General features: G+C 71.0%; 17 protein-coding genes. All 17 read left to right on the forward strand.

All coding sequences use genetic code 11. The features are described from left to right. Positions 1-28: 28 nt before the first annotated feature. Positions 29-1,429, forward strand: a complete 1,401-nt coding sequence (gene lysA, locus MXD59_RS08675; protein ID WP_248824228.1) for a diaminopimelate decarboxylase — start codon at positions 29-31, stop codon at positions 1,427-1,429. Continuing rightward, positions 1,426-2,709, forward strand: coding sequence for a homoserine dehydrogenase (locus MXD59_RS08680; protein ID WP_248824229.1), 1,284 nt, complete (start codon positions 1,426-1,428; stop codon positions 2,707-2,709). Before lysA ends, MXD59_RS08680 begins: the two co-directional genes overlap by 4 nt. Then, positions 2,706-3,884, forward strand: a complete 1,179-nt coding sequence (gene thrC / locus MXD59_RS08685; RefSeq protein ID WP_248824230.1) for a threonine synthase — start codon at positions 2,706-2,708, stop codon at positions 3,882-3,884. Before MXD59_RS08680 ends, thrC begins: the two co-directional genes overlap by 4 nt. A gap of 44 nt (positions 3,885-3,928) precedes the next feature. After that, positions 3,929-4,885, forward strand: a complete 957-nt coding sequence (gene thrB, locus MXD59_RS08690; RefSeq protein ID WP_248824231.1) for a homoserine kinase — start codon at positions 3,929-3,931, stop codon at positions 4,883-4,885. A 473-nt stretch (positions 4,886-5,358) separates the two neighbouring features. Continuing rightward, positions 5,359-7,713, forward strand: a complete 2,355-nt coding sequence (gene rho, locus MXD59_RS08695) for a transcription termination factor Rho (RefSeq protein WP_248824232.1) — start codon at positions 5,359-5,361, stop codon at positions 7,711-7,713. A 219-nt stretch (positions 7,714-7,932) separates the two neighbouring features. Then, positions 7,933-8,169, forward strand: coding sequence for a 50S ribosomal protein L31 (gene rpmE, locus MXD59_RS08700; RefSeq protein WP_136446497.1), 237 nt, complete (start codon positions 7,933-7,935; stop codon positions 8,167-8,169). A 139-nt stretch (positions 8,170-8,308) separates the two neighbouring features. After that, positions 8,309-9,379, forward strand: a complete 1,071-nt coding sequence (gene prfA / locus MXD59_RS08705; RefSeq protein ID WP_248824233.1) for a peptide chain release factor 1 — start codon at positions 8,309-8,311, stop codon at positions 9,377-9,379. Beyond that, complete coding sequence (gene prmC, locus MXD59_RS08710) at positions 9,379-10,311, forward strand: peptide chain release factor N(5)-glutamine methyltransferase (RefSeq protein ID WP_372512002.1); 933 nt, start codon at positions 9,379-9,381, stop codon at positions 10,309-10,311. The genes prfA and prmC overlap by 1 nt, the downstream gene beginning before the upstream one ends. Beyond that, a complete protein-coding gene (locus MXD59_RS08715; RefSeq protein ID WP_248824274.1) occupies positions 10,311-10,961 on the forward strand; it encodes an L-threonylcarbamoyladenylate synthase in 651 nt (216 codons plus the stop codon). The genes prmC and MXD59_RS08715 overlap by 1 nt, the downstream gene beginning before the upstream one ends. Before the next feature lie 220 nt (positions 10,962-11,181). Continuing rightward, positions 11,182-12,501, forward strand: a complete 1,320-nt coding sequence (glyA, locus tag MXD59_RS08720; protein ID WP_248824235.1) for a serine hydroxymethyltransferase — start codon at positions 11,182-11,184, stop codon at positions 12,499-12,501. A 39-nt stretch (positions 12,502-12,540) separates the two neighbouring features. After that, a complete protein-coding gene (locus MXD59_RS08725) occupies positions 12,541-13,647 on the forward strand; it encodes an MraY family glycosyltransferase (protein ID WP_163547711.1) in 1,107 nt (368 codons plus the stop codon). Continuing rightward, a complete protein-coding gene (locus MXD59_RS08730) occupies positions 13,644-14,078 on the forward strand; it encodes a Cg1360 family ATP-synthase-associated protein (RefSeq protein ID WP_248824236.1) in 435 nt (144 codons plus the stop codon). Before MXD59_RS08725 ends, MXD59_RS08730 begins: the two co-directional genes overlap by 4 nt. A 284-nt stretch (positions 14,079-14,362) precedes the next feature. Further along, positions 14,363-14,509 (forward strand): F0F1-ATPase subunit family protein, encoded by a 147-nt coding sequence (locus MXD59_RS08735; protein ID WP_248815018.1) that lies wholly within the window; start codon positions 14,363-14,365, stop codon positions 14,507-14,509. A gap of 881 nt (positions 14,510-15,390) precedes the next feature. Beyond that, positions 15,391-16,260: a F0F1 ATP synthase subunit A gene (gene atpB / locus MXD59_RS08740; RefSeq protein ID WP_163547710.1), complete on the forward strand. Its 870-nt coding sequence runs from the start codon at positions 15,391-15,393 to the stop codon at positions 16,258-16,260. A 68-nt stretch (positions 16,261-16,328) separates the two neighbouring features. Further along, complete coding sequence (locus MXD59_RS08745; RefSeq protein ID WP_163547724.1) at positions 16,329-16,574, forward strand: ATP synthase subunit C-like protein; 246 nt, start codon at positions 16,329-16,331, stop codon at positions 16,572-16,574. Positions 16,575-16,589: 15 nt separating this feature from the next. Further along, complete coding sequence (locus tag MXD59_RS08750) at positions 16,590-17,177, forward strand: F0F1 ATP synthase subunit B (RefSeq protein WP_163547709.1); 588 nt, start codon at positions 16,590-16,592, stop codon at positions 17,175-17,177. 2 nt (positions 17,178-17,179) lie between these two features. After that, entirely contained in the window at positions 17,180-18,016 is an 837-nt protein-coding gene (locus MXD59_RS08755; protein WP_248824237.1) for a F0F1 ATP synthase subunit delta, read from the forward strand. Positions 18,017-18,057: the final 41 nt, after the last annotated feature.

Below are 18,057 nucleotides of genomic sequence, written 5' to 3' on the forward strand. Positions count from 1 at the left end.
TGACATGCGGGTGGCAGGCGGAGACGAGATGAGTGAGAGCGCACCCGGCGCGGTGACCGGGCTGGAGGAGAACCTCTGGCCGCTCACGGCCCGGCTCGAGGCGGACGGGGTGATGTCCGTCGGTGGTGTGCGGGTGGACGCGCTGGCCGCCGAGTTCGGCACGCCGGCGTTCGTGCTGGACGAGGCGGATTTCCGGGCCCGTGCCACGGCCTGGCGGCAGGCTTTCGCCGACTGTGATGTTTATTACGCCGGCAAGGCGTTCCTGTGTCGGGCGTTCGCGCGCTGGGTGGACGAGGAGGGCCTGCGCCTGGACGTGTGCACCGGTGGCGAGCTGGCCGTGGCGCGCTCGGTCGGTTTCCCGGCCGAGCGGCTGCTGTTCCACGGCAACAACAAGTCGCTGGGTGAACTGCGGGCGGCGGTGGAGTACCGGGTCGGGCGGATCGTCGTCGACAGTTTCGTCGAGATCGAGCGGCTGGCCGCGGTCGCCGCCGCGGCGGGAATCCGCCAGCGGGTGCTCGTCCGGGTCACCCCTGGCGTCGAGGCGCACACCCACAGCTATATTTCGACGGGTCAGGAAGATCAGAAGTTCGGGTTCTCGCTCGCCGGTGGCGCGGCGGCGCGGGCGGTCGCCGCGGTGCTCGCCGAGAGCGGCCTCGAACTGGTCGGGCTGCACGCCCACATCGGTTCGCAGATCTTCGACACCGCCGGGTTCGGCCTGGCCGCACACCGCATGGTCGGGCTGCTCGCCCGCATCCGCGACGAGCACGGCGTCGAACTGCCCGAACTCGACCTCGGCGGCGGCCTCGGCATCGCCTACACCAGCGAGGACGCCCCGCTCGACGTCGAGGAGGTGGCCGAGCGGCTGATCGCGCTGGTGGGCAAGGAGTGCGCGGCGCTGGGCCTGACCGTGCCGCGGCTGGGTGTCGAACCCGGCCGGGCCCTCGTCGGTTCGTCCACGGTGACGCTCTACGAGGTCGGCACCGTCAAGGAACTCCCCGGGCTGCGCACCTATGTCAGCGTCGACGGCGGTATGAGCGACAACATCCGCACCGCGCTCTACGACGCCCGCTACACCGCCCGGCTCGTCTCCCGGCCCGGCGCGGCCACCACGCAGGTCGTCACGCTGGTCGGGCGGCACTGCGAGTCCGGCGACGTCGTCGCGCACGACGTGCCGCTGCCGGGCGACGTGCGCCCCGGTGACCTGGTCGCGGTGCCGGCCAGCGGTGCCTACCACCGCTCGATGGCCAGCAACTACAACCATGTGCCCCGGCCGCCGGTCATCGCCGTGCGCGACGGCACCGCGCGGGTGATCGTCCGACGGGAGACCGAGGACGACCTGCTCCGGCTGGACGCCGACCCGCCCGACCCGGCTGTCTCGGTCACCTCGGCCGAGCGGGCCGACTCGCGCGAGGCGCGGGTGGCGCGATGAACCTGGCGCTGCTGGGCTGCGGTGTGGTCGGCACCGAGATCGTGCGGTTGCTGCGCACCAGCGCCGACGACCTGACCGCCCGGGTCGGCGAGCCGTTGCGGCTGGTCGGCATCGCGGTGCGTCGGCCCGAACGGGTCCGCGACGCCGAGGTCGACCCGGCGCTGCTCACTTCCGACGCCGCGGCGCTCGTCGCCCGCGACGACGTCGACCTGGTCATCGAGGTGGTCGGCGGGATCGAGCCGGCGCGCCAGTGGCTGCTGGCGGCCCTGAACGCCGGGAAACCGGTGGTCACGGCCAACAAGGCGCTGCTGGCCTCGTACGGCACGACGCTGCACGACGCGGCGGCCGCGGCCGGCACCGACCTCTACTACGAGGCGGCCGTCGCCGGAGCGATCCCGCTGATCCGGCCGCTGCGGGAGAGCCTCGCCGGCGACCGGGTCCGTCGGGTGCTCGGCATCGTCAACGGCACCACCAACTACGTCCTCACCCGCATGGACGAGACGGGCGCCTCGTTCGCCGAGGCGCTGGCCGAGGCCGGGGCGCTGGGCTACGCCGAGGCCGACCCGTCCGCCGACATCGACGGGTACGACGCCGCCGCCAAGGCCGCCATCATGGCCCAGCTGGCCTTCCACACCCGGGTGACGATCGACGACGTCTACCGCGAGGGCATCGGCGACGTCACCGCGGCCGACATCGCCAGCGCCCGGGAACTCGGCTGCGTCGTGAAGGCACTGGCCGTCGCGGAGCGCTCGACGCAGTCCGAGGGGATCAGCGTCCGGGTCCACCCGGCGATGATTCCGCGCAGCCACCCGCTGGCCGGGGTGCGTGAGGCGTTCAACGCCGTGTTCGTCGAGGCGGAGGCCGCCGGCCAGCTGATGTTCTACGGGCAGGGGGCCGGCGGCGCGCCGACGGCGTCCGCGGTGCTCGGTGATGTGGTCGCGGTCGCCCGCAACCGCATCGCCGGACGGCAGGGGCCGGGTGAGTCGTCCTACGCGGCGCTACCCGTGCTGCCGATGGGCCGTACCGTGACGAGGTATCACGTGAACCTCGACGTCACCGACAAGACCGGCGTACTGGCGGCGGTCGCCGGTGCCTTCGCGCGTCACGATGTGTCCATCAGAAGTGTCCGTCAGGAGGGCCGCGGTGACGACGCGAGCCTGGTCCTGGTGACGCACGCGGCGCCGGACGAGGCGCTGTCCGCCACGGTCGAGGAGCTGCGAGGCCTCGCCGAGGTGCGGGCGGTGTCCGGGGTGCTGCGGGTCGAGGGAGGTGAGTCGTGACCACGTCGTCCACGGTTGATGTGTCGTCCACCACAGTGCAGGCGCCCCAGGTCGGGACGGCCACGGGTACCAGGCCGGCCGCCGGAGGCCAGCCGTCCACCGGCGGGCAGTCGGGCTACCGGCCCTGGCGGGGGCTCATCGAGGAGTATCGCGACCGGCTGCCGGTCGACGCCGACACTCCGGTGATCACCCTGCTGGAGGGCGGTACCCCGTTGGTGCCGGCCGGGTACCTGTCCGAACTGACCGGATGTGAGGTTCATCTCAAGGTCGAAGGGGCCAACCCGACGGGTTCCTTCAAGGACCGCGGGATGACGGTGGCGATCAGCCGCGCTGTCGGTGCCGGCTCGCAGGCGGTCATCTGCGCGTCCACCGGCAACACCTCGGCGTCGGCGGCGGCCTACGCGGCCCGCGCCGGCATCACCTGCGCGGTGCTCGTCCCCAGTGGCAAGATCGCGTTGGGCAAGATGGCCCAGGCGCTGGTGCACGGCGCGCGGCTGCTGCAGCTCGAGGGCTCCTTCGACGACTGCCTGCGGGTCGCCCGTGAGCTCGCCGACACCTCGCCGGTCACCCTGGTGAACTCGGTCAACCCGTTTCGGATCGAGGGGCAGAAGACCGCCTCGTTCGAGATCGTGGCCGCGCTCGGACAGGCTCCGGACGTGCACTGCCTGCCGGTCGGCAACGCCGGCAACATCACCGCCTACTGGCGGGGTTACCTCGAGCAGGACGCGCTGACCGGCTCGGGCCGACCCCGGATGTGCGGTTTCCAGGCCGCCGGGGCCGCGCCGATCGTGCGTGGCGCGGTGGTGGCCGCCCCACAGACCATCGCCACGGCGATCCGGATCGGCAATCCGGCGTCCTGGGAGCAGGCCGTCGAGGCTCGTGACACCTCCGGCGGGCTCATCGACGCCGTCAACGATCGGCAGATCCTCGCCGCCTACCGGATGCTGGCGCACCGCGAGGGCGTGTTCGTCGAGCCGTCCAGCGCGGCCAGCGTCGCGGGGCTGCTGATGGCCCGGGCGGACGGGCGGATCGAGGCCGGCTCGCGGATCGTGTGCACGGTCACCGGCAACGGCCTGAAGGACCCCGACTGGGCCATCAGCGGGGCGGCCCGACCGGAGACCATTCGGCCGACGGTCGCCGGTGCCGCCGAGGCGCTCGGCCTCACCCTGTCGTGACAACAGGCGCGACGACAGGTACGTCGACGGGCGAGGGTGTGACGGTGGGTGGGGCGAGTTCGGGTGTCGCCGGTCGGGTGCGGGTGCGGGTGCCGGCCACCAGCGCGAACCTGGGTCCCGGCTTCGACTCCTTCGGGCTCGCCCTCGGCCTGTACGACGAGGTCGAGGTCGCACTGACCGCGAGCGGTCTGACCGTGGACGTCACCGGGGCCGACGCCGTCGCCCAGGACGAGACCCATCTCGTCGTGCGGGCGATCCGGGCGGCCTTCGACGTCCTCGGTCGGCCGCAGCCGGGGCTCGCGCTGCGGTGCGTCAACCGGATCCCGCACGGCCGTGGCCTCGGCTCGTCGGCCGCGGCGATCGTCGCCGGCATCATCGCCGCCGCGGCCCTGGCCGAAGCCGATGGCCCGGCCAGCGGTGCTGGCGGTGCTGGGTGGATGTTGCGGCTGGCGGACGAGCTTGAGGGGCATCCGGACAACGTCGCCGCGGCGCTGGTCGGGGGTTTCACCGTCGCCTGGTCGGACGCGCACGGCGCGGACTGTCTGCGGGTGGAGCCGTTCGAGCAGGTGCGTCCGGTGGTGTTCGTCCCGACGCTGCGGCAGTCGACCGAGGCGTCCCGCGGCGCGCTGCCGGAGCGGGTGCCCCTCGCCGACGCGGCCCGCACACTGGGCCGGGCCGCGCTGTTGGCGCTGGCCATGTCGGCGGCCGAGCCCGCGGCGGCCGACACGCGGGCGACGACCCTGCTGCGGGCCACCGAGGACTTCCTGCACCAGCCGTACCGGCTGCCCGCGACCGCGGCCACCGGGGAGCTTGTCGGACGGCTGCGGGCGATGGGAATCGCCGCGACGCTGTCCGGTTCGGGGCCGTCGGTACTGGCGCTGGCCGTCGGTGGGCAGCAGGCCACGGTGGCCGCCGGCGCTGTGACCGGTGAGTTCACCGTTCTGCCGCTGAGCGTCGACCGAGGTGGGGCGCAGGTGCTCACGGTTGACCGCAACGGGTGATCGTATATCGTGATGGGGTGCTCGTACGAGCGTCCGGATCGCCGGATGGCTCGGTGGGCACGGTTCGGAGTCCTCTCGGGAAGTCCTGAGGGCGCAAGGTTGTTGCCCAGGTGTCCGCGGCTGGATAGTCTGGTGACTGCACCCGCTGCCACCGCGGCGCGTGCTCGCCCCCGCAGTGTCGCTCTGGCGCTGGGTCACTCTGGTGTCCGGGTCGCTCTGGCCCTGTCCGTTGGGCCAAGGTTCGGGACTCCGGTGTTTCGGCCTCGTCGTCGTTGCCTCGGCTCCACACCGGTGCACCTGGGCGGGATCGGCGAGTTCGCCCGCGGCGGACGGCCGCTGGCGCCGTAGACGGGCGCGTCTTTCGCCCATCCGGTGCTGTACATCCCCTTCACCCGGCATTTGTGCAGGCGGAGAAGGTTCACACGCTACGCCCGGCTCGTCTGTCGAGCCAGTTCCTTCAGGGAAGGAAAACCTTGAGCGACACCACCAACGTGCTGCCACCGAGCGCACGTGAGTCTGCGGCGTCGGCGACGCCTGCATCGCTTCACGAGAGCGGGCTGGCGGCCGCCACCTCGTCCGCAGACACCCTCACCACCGCGTCCGTCCTCACCGCCGACAACGGCGGCGAGCGGGCCACCCGCGGGGACGCGGCTGCTGCCGCCGCCGCCGCGGCGAGCGTGACCCGTCGGCGCCGTCAGGGCACCGGCCTGTCCGCGATGCTGCTCCCCGAGCTGCAGGCCATGGCGCAGTCCATGGGCATCCAGGGCGTGGGCCGGCTGCGTAAGGGCCAGCTCATCGCCGCAATTCAGAATCTCCAGAACGAGAGCTCGGGTGGTTCGGCCGCGCCCGCGGCGACCGACGCGCCGGTCGCCGACGCGCCGAGCGCCGCCACCCCGGCAGCGGGTGACACCGCTTCGGCCGGCCAGTCGTCGCGTCGCGGTGGCGAGGCCGCCAGCAGTGCCACCCCGACCCGTACGCGTACCCGTCGAGGCGCCTCCCGCTCGGCCGCGAGCCCGGCAGCCGAGCAGCCGACCCTGCCCGAAGCCGGTGGGGACACCGCGGAGGCCCGTCCGGCGTCGGCCGTGACCGCCGCGGCGCCGGTGACCGGTGGCCCGGCCACCGCCACGCAGCCAGCCGCCGCGGCGACCACCGCCCCGGCGACCACCGCCCCGGCGACCACCGCCCCGGCGCAGACCCCGCCCGCCAACGGTCGCCAGAGCGACGGCGGTCCCCGGACCCGCGAGGACCGGCGGGACCGCTCCGCGGACAACGGCCGATCCGGCGACTCCGGCAACGAGCGCCGTGGTGAACGTGCTGACCGTGGTGAGCGTGCTGACCGTGGTGAGCGTGCCGACCGGTCTGACCGCAGTGAGCGCGCTGACCGCGGTGAGCGTGCCGATCGTGGTGAGCGTGCCGATCGTGGCGACCGGTCGGACCGGCAGGGTGGCGACCGTGGGAGCCGCTCCGACCGTACACAGGGTGGCGACCGTTCCAGCCAGAACGACCGTTCCAGCCAGAACGACCGTTCGGGTCAGAACGACCGCTCCAGTCAGAACGACCGTTCGGGTCAGGGAGGCCAGAGCGACGACGACCTGGCCGGCCGCAGCCGGCGGGGCCGCTTCCGCGAGCGTGGCCGCAACCGTGGCCGTGGGGGCCCGGTGCCGGCGGAGAACGAGCCGGTGGTGCGCGAGGACGACGTCCTCGTTCCGGTCGCGGGCATTCTCGACGTCCTGGACAACTACGCTTTCGTGCGCACCAGTGGTTACCTGACCGGGCCGACCGACGTCTACGTCAGCCTCGCCCAGGTCCGCCGCAACGGTCTGCGCCGCGGCGATGCCATCACCGGTGTGGTGCGCGCCCCGCAGGAAGGCGAGCAGCGTCGCGACAAGTACAACGCGCTGGTCCGCCTCGACACCATCAACGGGATGGACCCCGAGGAGGCCCGCGGGCGCCCGGAGTTCACCAAGCTCACCCCGCTCTACCCGCAGGACCGGCTGCGTCTGGAGACCGAGCCGCACCTGCTGACCACCCGGGTCATCGACCTGGTCATGCCGATCGGCAAGGGGCAGCGCGCGCTGATCGTCAGCCCGCCCAAGGCCGGTAAGACGATGGTGTTGCAGTCGATCGCCAACGCGATCGCCACCAACAACCCGGAAGTGCACCTCATGGTCGTCCTCGTGGACGAGCGGCCAGAAGAGGTCACGGACATGCAGCGCTCGGTCAAGGGTGAGGTCATCGCCTCGACCTTCGACCGTCCGCCGGCCGACCACACCAACGTCGCGGAGCTGTCCATCGAGCGGGCCAAGCGCCTGGTCGAACTCGGCCACGACGTCGTCGTCCTGCTCGACTCCATCACCCGGCTGGGCCGCGCCTACAACCTGGCCGCCCCCGCCTCCGGCCGCATCCTGTCCGGTGGTGTCGACTCGACCGCGCTCTACCCGCCGAAGCGTTTCCTCGGCGCCGCCCGCAACATCGAGGACGGCGGGTCGCTCACCATCATCGCGACCGCGCTGGTCGAGACCGGTTCCACGATGGACACGGTCATCTTCGAGGAGTTCAAGGGCACCGGTAACGCGGAGCTCAAGCTCGACCGCAAGATCGCCGACAAGCGCATCTTCCCCGCGGTGGACGTGGACGCCTCCAGCACTCGTAAGGAGGACATCCTCCTGGCTCCCGACGAGCTCGCGATCATGCACAAGCTGCGGCGTGTCCTGCACACCCGGGAGAACCAGCAGGCCCTGGAACTTCTGCTCGACCGGATCAAGCAGACCCGGACGAACTACGAGTTCCTGATGCAGATCGCCAAGACCGCTCCGCCGCAGGACTGATCCGCCCCGTGGGGACGCCGGCTCGCGGGGGAGCCGGCAGACGGGAGAGTCGCCCGCGGGAACACGCGGGGTGGGGTCGACGTTGCCAGCGGTGGGACGCGCGGGCATCATGACGGCCTCCGCGACCCGCTCTGGCACACTGGCAGCAGACCGGCTCCGGTTCACGCCGTCCAACACCGAGGATGGCGACCCGGCGGCCACATTCGAAGATGAGGGACCATGAAGGCTGACATTCACCCGACCTACCACGAGACGACCGTGACCTGTACCTGCGGGAGTGTCTTCACCACCCGCAGCACCAAGGAGAACGGCGTCGTCAACGCCGAGGTCTGCTCGCAGTGCCACCCGTTCTACACGGGCAAGCAGAAGATTCTCGACGTCGGTGGCCGGGTCGAGAAGTTCGAGCGTCGGTTCGGCCGGCGTCGCCCCGGCGAAAAGGTCGGCGGCGCGAAGTAGTGACGCCTCGGCGCCCGTCCGGTTCCCCGGGCGGGCGCCGTTTGCGTCCCGGTCGGATCGGTACGCCGGTACGGCCCTGTCCACTTCCCCGGCGCCATGTCGCGCGTCGGGACCGCGACGTGCGAAGAGGTACCAAAGCATGACGTCCCCACTCGCCGGCCTCGTCGCGGAGCACGCCGAGATCGAGGGGCAGCTCGCCGATCCGGCGGTGCACAACGATCCCGCCCGGGCCCGTGCCCTCAGCCGTCGCTACGCCCAGCTCGCCCCGGTGGTGGACCTCGCCCGGGAGCTCGAGCGGGTGTCCGGCGACCTTGCGACCGCCCGCGAGCTCGCCGTGCAGGACACGTCCTTCCGCAGCGAGGTCGCGGACCTCGACGCCGAACTCGGCGGCCTCAACGAGCGGGTGCGGGCCTATCTCGTCCCGGTCGACCCCGACGATGCCAGGGACGCGATCCTCGAGGTCAAGGCCGGTGCCGGCGGGGAGGAATCAGCCCTGTTCGCCGGTGATCTGCTGCGGATGTACCTGCGCTACGCCGAGCGCCGCGGGTGGAAGACGGAGATCCTTGATGCCAACGCGTCCGATCTCGGTGGATATCGGGATGTGAGCGTCGCGGTGAAATCCCGCGGCGGGGACACCGGCCCCGGGGTGTACGGCCGGCTGCGGTTCGAGGGCGGGGTGCACCGCGTCCAACGGGTACCGGTCACCGAATCCGCCGGACGCATTCACACCTCCGCCGCCGGCGTGCTCGTCCTGCCCGAAGCCGAGGACGTCGACGTCGATATCGACCAGAACGACCTGCGTATCGACGTGTTCCGCTCGTCCGGTCCAGGTGGTCAGAGCGTCAACACCACCGACTCGGCGGTGCGCATCACCCATCTGCCCACCGGTCTGGTGGTCTCCTGCCAGAACGAGAAAAGCCAGCTGCAGAACAAGGAATCGGCGCTGCGTATTCTGCGGGCCCGACTGCTCAGTGCTGCCCGCGAACAGGCCGAGTCCGAGGCGTCCGCGGCGCGGGCCAGCCAGGTGCGCACCGTCGACCGCTCCGAGCGCATCCGCACCTACAACTTCGCCGAGAACCGGATCAGCGACCATCGGGTCGGCTACAAGGCCCACAACCTCGACCAGGTGCTCGACGGCGAACTCGACGAGGTACTCGACGCGCTCGCCGCCGCCGACCTCGAGGCCCGGCTGTCCGCCAAGGCCTCGTGATCCCCCCGGTCACCGGGCGGCGGGCCCGGACACCGGCCGCCGAACGGATCGACGCCGCCACCGCGAGGCTCGCCGCGGCCGGTGTGGCGAGCCCGCGGGCCGACGCCGAGCAGCTCGCCGCTTTCGTGCTGGGCATCGGCCGCGCCCAGCTCCTGCTCGTGGACGACCTGCCAGCCCCCACCGCCACCCGCTTCGAGGCGCTGGTGCGCCGCCGGGCCGCCCGCGAACCCCTGCAGCACCTGACCGGCATCGCCGGATTCCGCTACCTGGACCTGGCGGTCGGCCCCGGGGTGTTCATCCCCCGTCCGGAGACGGAATCCGTCGTCGGCTGGGCCATCGACGCGCTGCGCGCCGCCGGGGCGAGCGGCGGTGGTGCCGAGGTGGCGCCGGTGTGCGTGGATCTGTGCGCGGGGAGTGGGACGATCGCGCTGGCGCTGGCGGGGGAGGTGCCGGGGGCGCGGGTGCACGCCGTCGAACGTGAACCGGCGGCGCTGGACTGGCTGCGCCGCAACGTGACGTCCACCGGGCTGGCGGTCGAGATACACGAGGCTGACGTCGCCGACGAACCGCCGCCGTCGCTGGCCCGGCTGGACGCGACGGTGGACCTGGTCGTGAGCAACCCGCCGTATCTGCCCGACGCCGACCGTGCGACCGTGGAGCCCGAGGTCGGTGTGCACGATCCGGCGGCGGCGCTGTGGGGTGGCCCCGACGGACTGCGGGTGGTGCGTGCCGTCGTGCGGCTGGCCGCGCGGCTGCTGCGCCCCGGCGGGCTGCTGGTGATCGAACACGCCGACGGCCATGGCGAGAGCGCGCCGGCACTGCTGCGTGCGGACGGCCGCTGGCAGGATGTGGCCGACCATCCCGACCTGGGTGGTCGGGACCGGTTCGTCACCGGCCGGATGGCCCGGCCGGGGGAGGGAGAGCACAGGTGATGCAGCGCTTCGACTGCTCCGACGAGGCCGAGCGCGCCGCCGGCCTGGACGCGGCCGTCGCCGCCGTCGGCCGTGGCGAACTGGTCGTGCTGCCCACCGACACCCTGTACGGCCTGGGCGCCGACGCGTTCGACTCGGCGGCCGTGGCCACCCTGCTCGCCGCCAAAGGTCGCGGTCGGGACATGCCCGTGCCCGTCCTGATCGGCGCCTGGCGAACCCTCGACGGCCTGATCGACCGGGTGACCCCGCAGGTCCGCGACCTGATCCAGGCCTTCTGGCCAGGTGGGCTCACGGTGGTGGTCCGCCACGTCCCATCGCTGCGCTGGGATCTGGGCGATGCCCGCGGCACCGTCGCCATTCGCATGCCGCTGCACCCCGTCGCGATCGAACTGCTGGGCCGCACCGGCCCGATGGCAGTCTCCAGCGCGAACATCAGCGGCCAACCGCCCGCCGCCACCGCCGACAACGCCGTCGCCCAGCTCGGCGGCGCCGCCGAGGTCTACCTGGACGGCGGCCGCTGCGTCGCCGCCACCCCCTCCACCATCGTCGACTGCACCGGAGACGTCCCCGTCGTCCTGCGCGCCGGCGCGATCAGCCTCGACGCTCTGCGCGAGGTTCTCCCCCTCATCCGCGAGCCCGCCAGCTCCTGAGAACGCCTCGGCCCGCGGTAGGGGGCTTTTCGGCTCGGGGTGTTCCGGTGGTGTTTCCGGCTTCCGGCTGGCGGTGGGGGCGGGTGGAGGTGGGGGCGGGTGGGGAGGACCATGGTTCCCGGCCGCGGGTATACGACGAGGTACACGCACGTACGGGCGGACGTCAGGGCACAGGCAGGACATGGGAGCACAGGCCGGTCATACGGGAGGTAGCCACGTCATGAGCGCGTTGTTCTGGGGGCCCGACTTCGATGAGCTGGCCGGCACCGATCCGGAGATCGCCGGGGTGGTGCTGGACGAGCTGGCCCGCCTGCGCGGTGGGCTACAGCTGATCGCGAGCGAGAACTTCACCTCACCGGCGGTGCTCGCCGCGCTGGGATCGACCCTGTCGAACAAGTACGCCGAGGGCTACCCCGGCCGGCGGTACTACGGCGGATGTCAGGTGGTGGACCGGGCCGAGGAGATCGGGATCGCGCGCGCGAAGGAACTGTTCGGCGCGGAGCACGCGAACCTGCAGCCGCATTCCGGCGCGTCGGCGAACTTCGCGGTGTACGCGGCTCTGCTGACCCCCGGTGACACCGTGCTGGCGATGTCGCTGCCGCATGGCGGGCACCTCACCCACGGCAGCAAGGTCAGTTTCTCGGGGAAGTGGTTCGACGTCGTGGCCTACGGCGTGCGGGAGGACACCGAGCTCATCGACTACGACCAGGTTCGCGACCTGGCCCGGCAGCACCGTCCCAAGATGATCATTTGTGGGGCGACGGCGTACCCGCGGCTGATCGACTTCGCCGCGTTCCGGTCGATCGCCGACGAGGTCGGTGCCTGGCTGATGGTCGACGCGGCCCACTTCATCGGCCTGGTGGCCGGCGGGGCGATCCCGAGCCCGGTGCCCTACGCGGACGTCGTCAGTTTCACCACGCACAAGGTGCTGCGCGGCCCGCGGGGCGGCATGATCCTGGCCCGCGAGGAGCTCGCCGGCCGGATCGACAAGGCGGTGTTCCCGTTCAGCCAGGGCGGGCCGCTGATGCACGCCGTCGCGGCGAAGGCCGTGGCACTGCGTGAGGCCGCGACACCGGACTACGGGCGGTACGCTCGTCAGGTCGTCGCGAACGCCCAGACATTGACCGAGGCGTTGCGGGCGGAGGGCATCCGTCCGGTCGGCGGCGGCACCGACACCCATCTCGCCCTGCTTGACCTGCGCGAACTCGATGTCAGCGGGCGGGATGCGGAGACCCGGTGCGACGCCGCGGGCATCACGTTGAACAAGAACGCGATCCCGTTCGACCCGCAGCCACCCGCGATCTCCTCGGGGATCCGCGTCGGTACGCCAGCGGTGACGACCCAGGGTATGGGCTCCGGTGAGATGAAGGAGATCGCCACGCTGATCGGCCGGGCGCTGCGCGAGCCGGACGCCGCAGGTGAGATACGGGCAGCGGTGTCCGCGCTGGTCACCCAGCATCCCGCCTACCCCAGGTCCACCGACCATCCCGGGTCCACCGACGCCACGTCCCTGCACACAAGGTCCGTCAGATCCAGGTGAGATCCTGGTAGATCCACGAACAGTAGGAGATTTCGAACGGTGCGCGAGTACCTCCTGGTCTTCGTGGTCTCGGCGGCGGTGACCTTCCTGGCCACGCCGCTGGCTCGGGCGTTCGCCCTGCGGATCGGCGCCGTCGCCGGGGTGCGCGCCCGGGACGTGCACGCCACCCCGACGCCCCGGCTCGGTGGTCTCGCGATGCTCGCGGGTCTGTACGCGGGCCTGGAGGTGGCGGACCGGCTGCCGTTTCTGTCCGTCGTCTCGCAGGACTGGTCCGAGACCCGGGCAGTGCTGGTCGCCGGGACGCTGATCTGCCTGCTCGGGGTCGCCGACGACCGCTGGGACCTTGATTCGCTGACCAAACTCGCCGGTCAGTTCACCGTGGCGGGCATCATGGTGCTGCTCGGCGTCCAGTGGTCGTTCGCGATCAACCGGGACAGTGAGATCACGCTGAGTCTTGGCCCGGAAACGGCGGTCCCACTGTCGATTCTGGCCACGGTGGTACTCATCAACGCGATGAACTTCATCGACGGTCTGGACGGACTGGCCGCCGGCGTGGCGGCGATCGCGTCGCTGGCGACGTTCTATTTCGCCTACGAGATCGCGGTGATCGACGGGTTCTACCGGGCGTCCCCGGCGGCGCTGCTGGCGGCCGTCACCGCGGGGGTGTGCGTCGGTTTCCTGCCACACAACTTCAATCCCGCCCGGCTGTTCATGGGCGACTCGGGCTCGATGCTGATCGGTCTGCTCTCGGCCGCCTCGATGATCTCCGTGACCGGCCAGGTGGCCTACGGGGGATACGCTGGGCCCTCCCGGTCGTATCCGTCCCTGATACCGCTCGCGATCCCGCTGGCCGTCCTCGCGGTTCCGTTCCTGGACCTGGGGCTTGCGGTGATCCGGCGGACCCGGGCGGGGCGGTCGCCGTTCGCGGCCGACAAGATGCACCTTCATCACCGGATGCTCGAAATCGGCAACTCGCATGTGAGGGCGGTTCTGTTCATGTATTTCTGGGCGGCTCTCGTGGGATTCGGTGGTGTCGCGGCGTCGTTCTCCGCCTCGCCGCTGCCGATCCTCGTGGCCACGGTCGGGGTGGGGCTCGCGGCGCTGCTCGCCCTGCTGGTCAGCACGCAGCGATCGGCGAAGGCATGATCGTGCCGGCCGCCCGGGTGATCCGGCTGGGGCTTGTGCTCACCGTCGCCCTCGCGGTGCCCGCGATCGCCCTCACCGCGGCGCTACGTGGGGGCACCGGGGTGGTAAGCGTCGTGGTGGGTCTGGCCATCGTGGTGGCGTTCTTCAGCATCTCGAAACTTGCCGTCGGTGCGGTCGCCCGCCGCGCCCCGCACCATCTGCTGCCGGCGGCGCTTGGCACCTACGCGCTGAAAATCGGCCTGCTCGGGGGGCTGCTGCTCGCGATTCAGGATACCGACACGCTCGATCTGCTGGCGTTCGCCTGGTCGATCTTCGTCGGCGTGTTCGTCTGGATGGGTGCGGAGCTCTGGGTCGCCACCCACACCCGGGTGCCGTTCTACGATCCCCAGCGGCCGGGTGCCTGGGATACCAGCCGTCGCCCACCCACCTGATGACGCCCGATCCCGATCCCGACCTTGATTCGAACGCCAGGACCGGAAACGGTGCTGATGCCGCCCGGCCCGGCGGATCCGGTGTTGGCAAGAACCCTGGCGACGGTCCCGGACGGCCCGAAGGTGCCAGTCCACCGCGACCGCGTTCCGGTGTCACCTCAGGTGATGCTGGTGGGGCCGCGGGCCGGGGTGGGTCGCTTCGAGGGCCACGGCGACCACCGGGGCCGGCGGCGCCGCGGGGGAGCACGCGGCATCCGGGCGAGGCATGGAACATCTTCGGGACGTTGGCCGCGGGCCTGGGCTTCTGGGGTGCGGTCGGCTTCGGCGCTGATCGCCTGCTCGGCTTCGACGGTCTGTTTCTGCCGATCGGCCTCGCGATCGGCATCGGTGCGGCCATGTACCTCGTGATCTACCGCCTGACCAGGCGCTGACACAGCGGCGGCCAGGCGCTGCCCGGCGCGGGCGGTGTGGGATCGTGATCGGGCTGTGAGACCGTGACCAGGTGGATTCCTGACGGTGCGGAACCATGAGGCTGCGGAACTCGGAACGTCAAGGGTGCAATGCACCTTTTGTTCGCTAATGAGGTGCCAGCCGGCCGCGTGGCCTGTCGTAACGTTGCGATGGTCCCGACCGCGGCGTTCCGAATGGACCCGACCGTTCCTGCCCGAGGGACCTGGTTGCTGGGCATTGTCGGCTGTTCGATGGGTGCTGCCGGTCCGATTTGTCGCGGTCCGGCCGGTCACGAGAAATTCCGTGGCGAACGACCAGCGCGAACCGGTACGCCCGCTTCGTCATGACCTCCTGGGTCATCGACGGCGGGGTCGAGATCGGAGAGAGTGGGGGCAGCCAGCACGTGCCGCAAGGGCCGTCAAAGCGCCACAACCAGGTGGGAGGGGGTGAAGGTGAGGATGAGGGTGAGCCGGCAGCACCGTGCGTCCACCTCGCCACCAGGTCGACCAGCGACCTGTGTTCGGGCAGCCGCCCGAACGCGACGTCATAAGGTGGTCACGCAATGTGGAATCGTCATCAACGGAGCGAAACCCACGGACAACGCGCGCATGAGTCAGGATGAACCTCGAAGCGAGTTCGTGCCTGCGGCGCGTGGGTGTGGATAGTATCGCGGTCAACAGGACGTCGGGCGGTCGACACCCATCAGGGTTCGGGTGCGCCGGGGCGTCCTTCGACGCGCTACCGCCGGTTGACTACGAGTCGTTCTTCGGTGTGGGCGTGTCGTGCGAACCCGGTAGGGTGGGGGCAATCTGCCGCCGGCACGGCAAGCTCGCTGAGCCGTGGGTGCCTTACCTAATCGATCATGGAGGTGTCAGTCGTGCCGGTCCTCGCTGATGAGGGCTTCGAAGGACCCACGAAGGAGGTCTTTCAGACCCCGCACTGGTTTGACATCGAGGTCGGTTCCGTACATCTGTACCTCAACAAGGCGACCGGTCTCACGATCTTCGCCGCGTTGTTCGTCGGCGTGATCTTCTGGCTGGGTTTCCGTCAAGCTAGGATCATACCTCGCGGTCTGCAGAACCTGTGCGAGTCCGCCTACGACTTCGTCGACACCCAGATCGCCCGCGGTGTGATCGGCGAGAAGGGCGCGCGGTACACGCCCTACCTGCTGGTCCTGTTCAGCTTCGTGCTGGTCGCGAACTCGCTCGCGGTGATCCCGGGGGCCCAGTTCCCGGCGACGTCACGGGTCGCGGTGCCGATGGTCCTCGCGGTCATCACCTACGTGATGTTCAACTACGCCGGTATCAAGGCCAACGGTGCGGGTGCGTACTTCAAGGAGATGGTCGACCCGGCGCCGACGGCGCCACTGTTCATCCGGGTGCTGCTGGCTCCGATCGAGGTCCTGTCGACCCTGATCGTGCGGCCGTTCACGCTGGCCATCCGGTTGTTCGCGAACATGTTCGCGGGGCACCTCCTGCTGCTGGTCTTCTCCCTGGGCGCGGACTACCTGCTGCCCAAGCCTCCCTTTGTCTTCGGTGTCGCGTCGCTGCTCGTGGCGATTGTCCTCACGGCGTTCGAGCTTGTCATCGACGCTCTCCAGGCCTACATCATCACCATCCTCACCGCCGCCTACATCGGTGGCGCGATGGCGCACGGAGAGCACGAGGTCGCTCCGTCCGAGGATCTCGCCGAGCACGCCCCGGTGGGCGTGCCCGCGGCGGCACACGCCTGATTTCCCTCCTCTCTCTCTACCTGCACCGGCGAGCCCGGTGCCTGACTGAATAGGAAAGCACCGTGTCCGTGCTCGAAGTCACCAACGTCCTGGCCTCGAAGGATGCCGTCACCGGCAGCCTCGGCGCAGTCGCCTATGGTCTGGCCGCCATCGGCCCGGGTATCGGCATCGGCCTCATCTTCGGTCTCGGCGTCCAGGCGATCGCGCGCCAGCCCGAGGCTGAGCAGGTGGCCTTCCGGTACATGCTGATCGGATTCGCGCTGGCCGAGGCCCTCGCGCTCATCGGCTTCGTCGTTCCCTTCGTCTTCCCGTAAACCGGGGGAGCGATCATGTCTTTGACAGTTGCCCTTGTGTCTGCCGCCACCGAGAGTGGTGGCCATGACGAGAACGTCCTGATCCCGCCGCTGAGCGAACTGATCATCGGCACGCTGGCGTTCGGGCTGCTGGTGGCCTTCTTCTTCTGGAAGATCCGCCCGCAGGTCTCGAAGGTCTATCAGGAGCGCACCGACCGCATCGAGGGTGGGCTGGCCCGCGCCGAGGCGGCACAGCGTGAGGCACAGGCGCTGCTGGAGGAGTACCGCGCCCAGCTCGCCGAGGCCAGGGCCGAAGCAGCGCGCATCCGGGACGAAGCGCGCAGCGAAGGTCTGCAGATCACCGCGGGTCTCCGGGACGAGGCCCAGCGGGAGATCATCGAACTGCGGGCGCGAGCCGATGCCCAGCTCGCGGCCGACCGGGCACAGATCGTCGCCCAGGTTCGTCGGGAAGTCGGGGACCTCGCCGTCGAACTGGCGTCGAAGATCGTGGGCTACCAGGTGGAGAGCACGACCACCCAGAGCCGGCTGATCGACGACTTCATCGCCGCGCTGGACAACTCGGCCGCGGGTAGCACTGCCGCGCCGGTCGGGCCGGGGGGCTGACGGTGGAGGGAGCCAGCAGGCATGGCCTCGCCGCCGCCCGGGCCACCCTCGACCAGGTGATGGCGACTCCGGTCGGCGTCACCGCGGCCAGCGCCGCCGATGCCGCGCGGGTCGCCGCGGACCTGCGCTCCGTCGCCGCGCTGCTTGGCCGTGAACCGACCGTGCGCCGGGCGTTCACCGACCCCGGCGCGCCGGTCGCGGCCCGCACCGATCTGGCCGCCCGGCTGTTCGCTGGTCAGCTCGCCCCCGCGAGCCTGACCATCGTGCAGGCCGCGGTCAGCGCCCGCTGGTCGCGGCAGACCGATCTGCGCTTCGCGCTGCTCGAGCTGAGCGTCGAGGCGCTGCTGGTCGAGGCCGAGCGGGACGGGGCGTTGGAGGAGGTCGAGGACGAGCTGTTCCGGTTCGGTCGGATTCTCGGTCAGAACTCGCAGCTCGCGCTCGCCCTCACCGACCCGGCCGCGCCCACGGAGCTCAAGAACGGGCTGCTGGCCCGCCTGCTGTCCGGGCGGGCCCATCCGGTGACCCTCAAGCTCGCCGAGCAGGCCGCGGCCGACCGGGTGCACGGCGATGTCGAACGGCGCCTGGCTGACTTCAGCCGGATCGCCGCGGCCCGCCGGGACCGGGTCGTCGCGGTCGTCCGTTCGGCGGTGCCGCTGTCCGACGAGGTGGTCACCCGCCTGGGCGCCGCCGTCAGCCGGTACTTCGGTCGCCAGATCCAACTCCAGGTAGACCTCGATCCCACGCTGCTCGGCGGGGTCGTGGTACAGGTCGGTGACGAGGTGGTCGACGGCAGCGTGTTGCGCCGTCTGGTCGCCGCGCGCCGGGCGATGCTCCGGTAGTCGCCGTGGCGATCATGAACCTGCCTGCGACGAACCCTGCC

The organism is Frankia umida (genome assembly GCF_023242945.1).
Classification (GTDB): Bacteria; Actinomycetota; Actinomycetes; order Frankiales; family Frankiaceae; genus Frankia; species Frankia umida.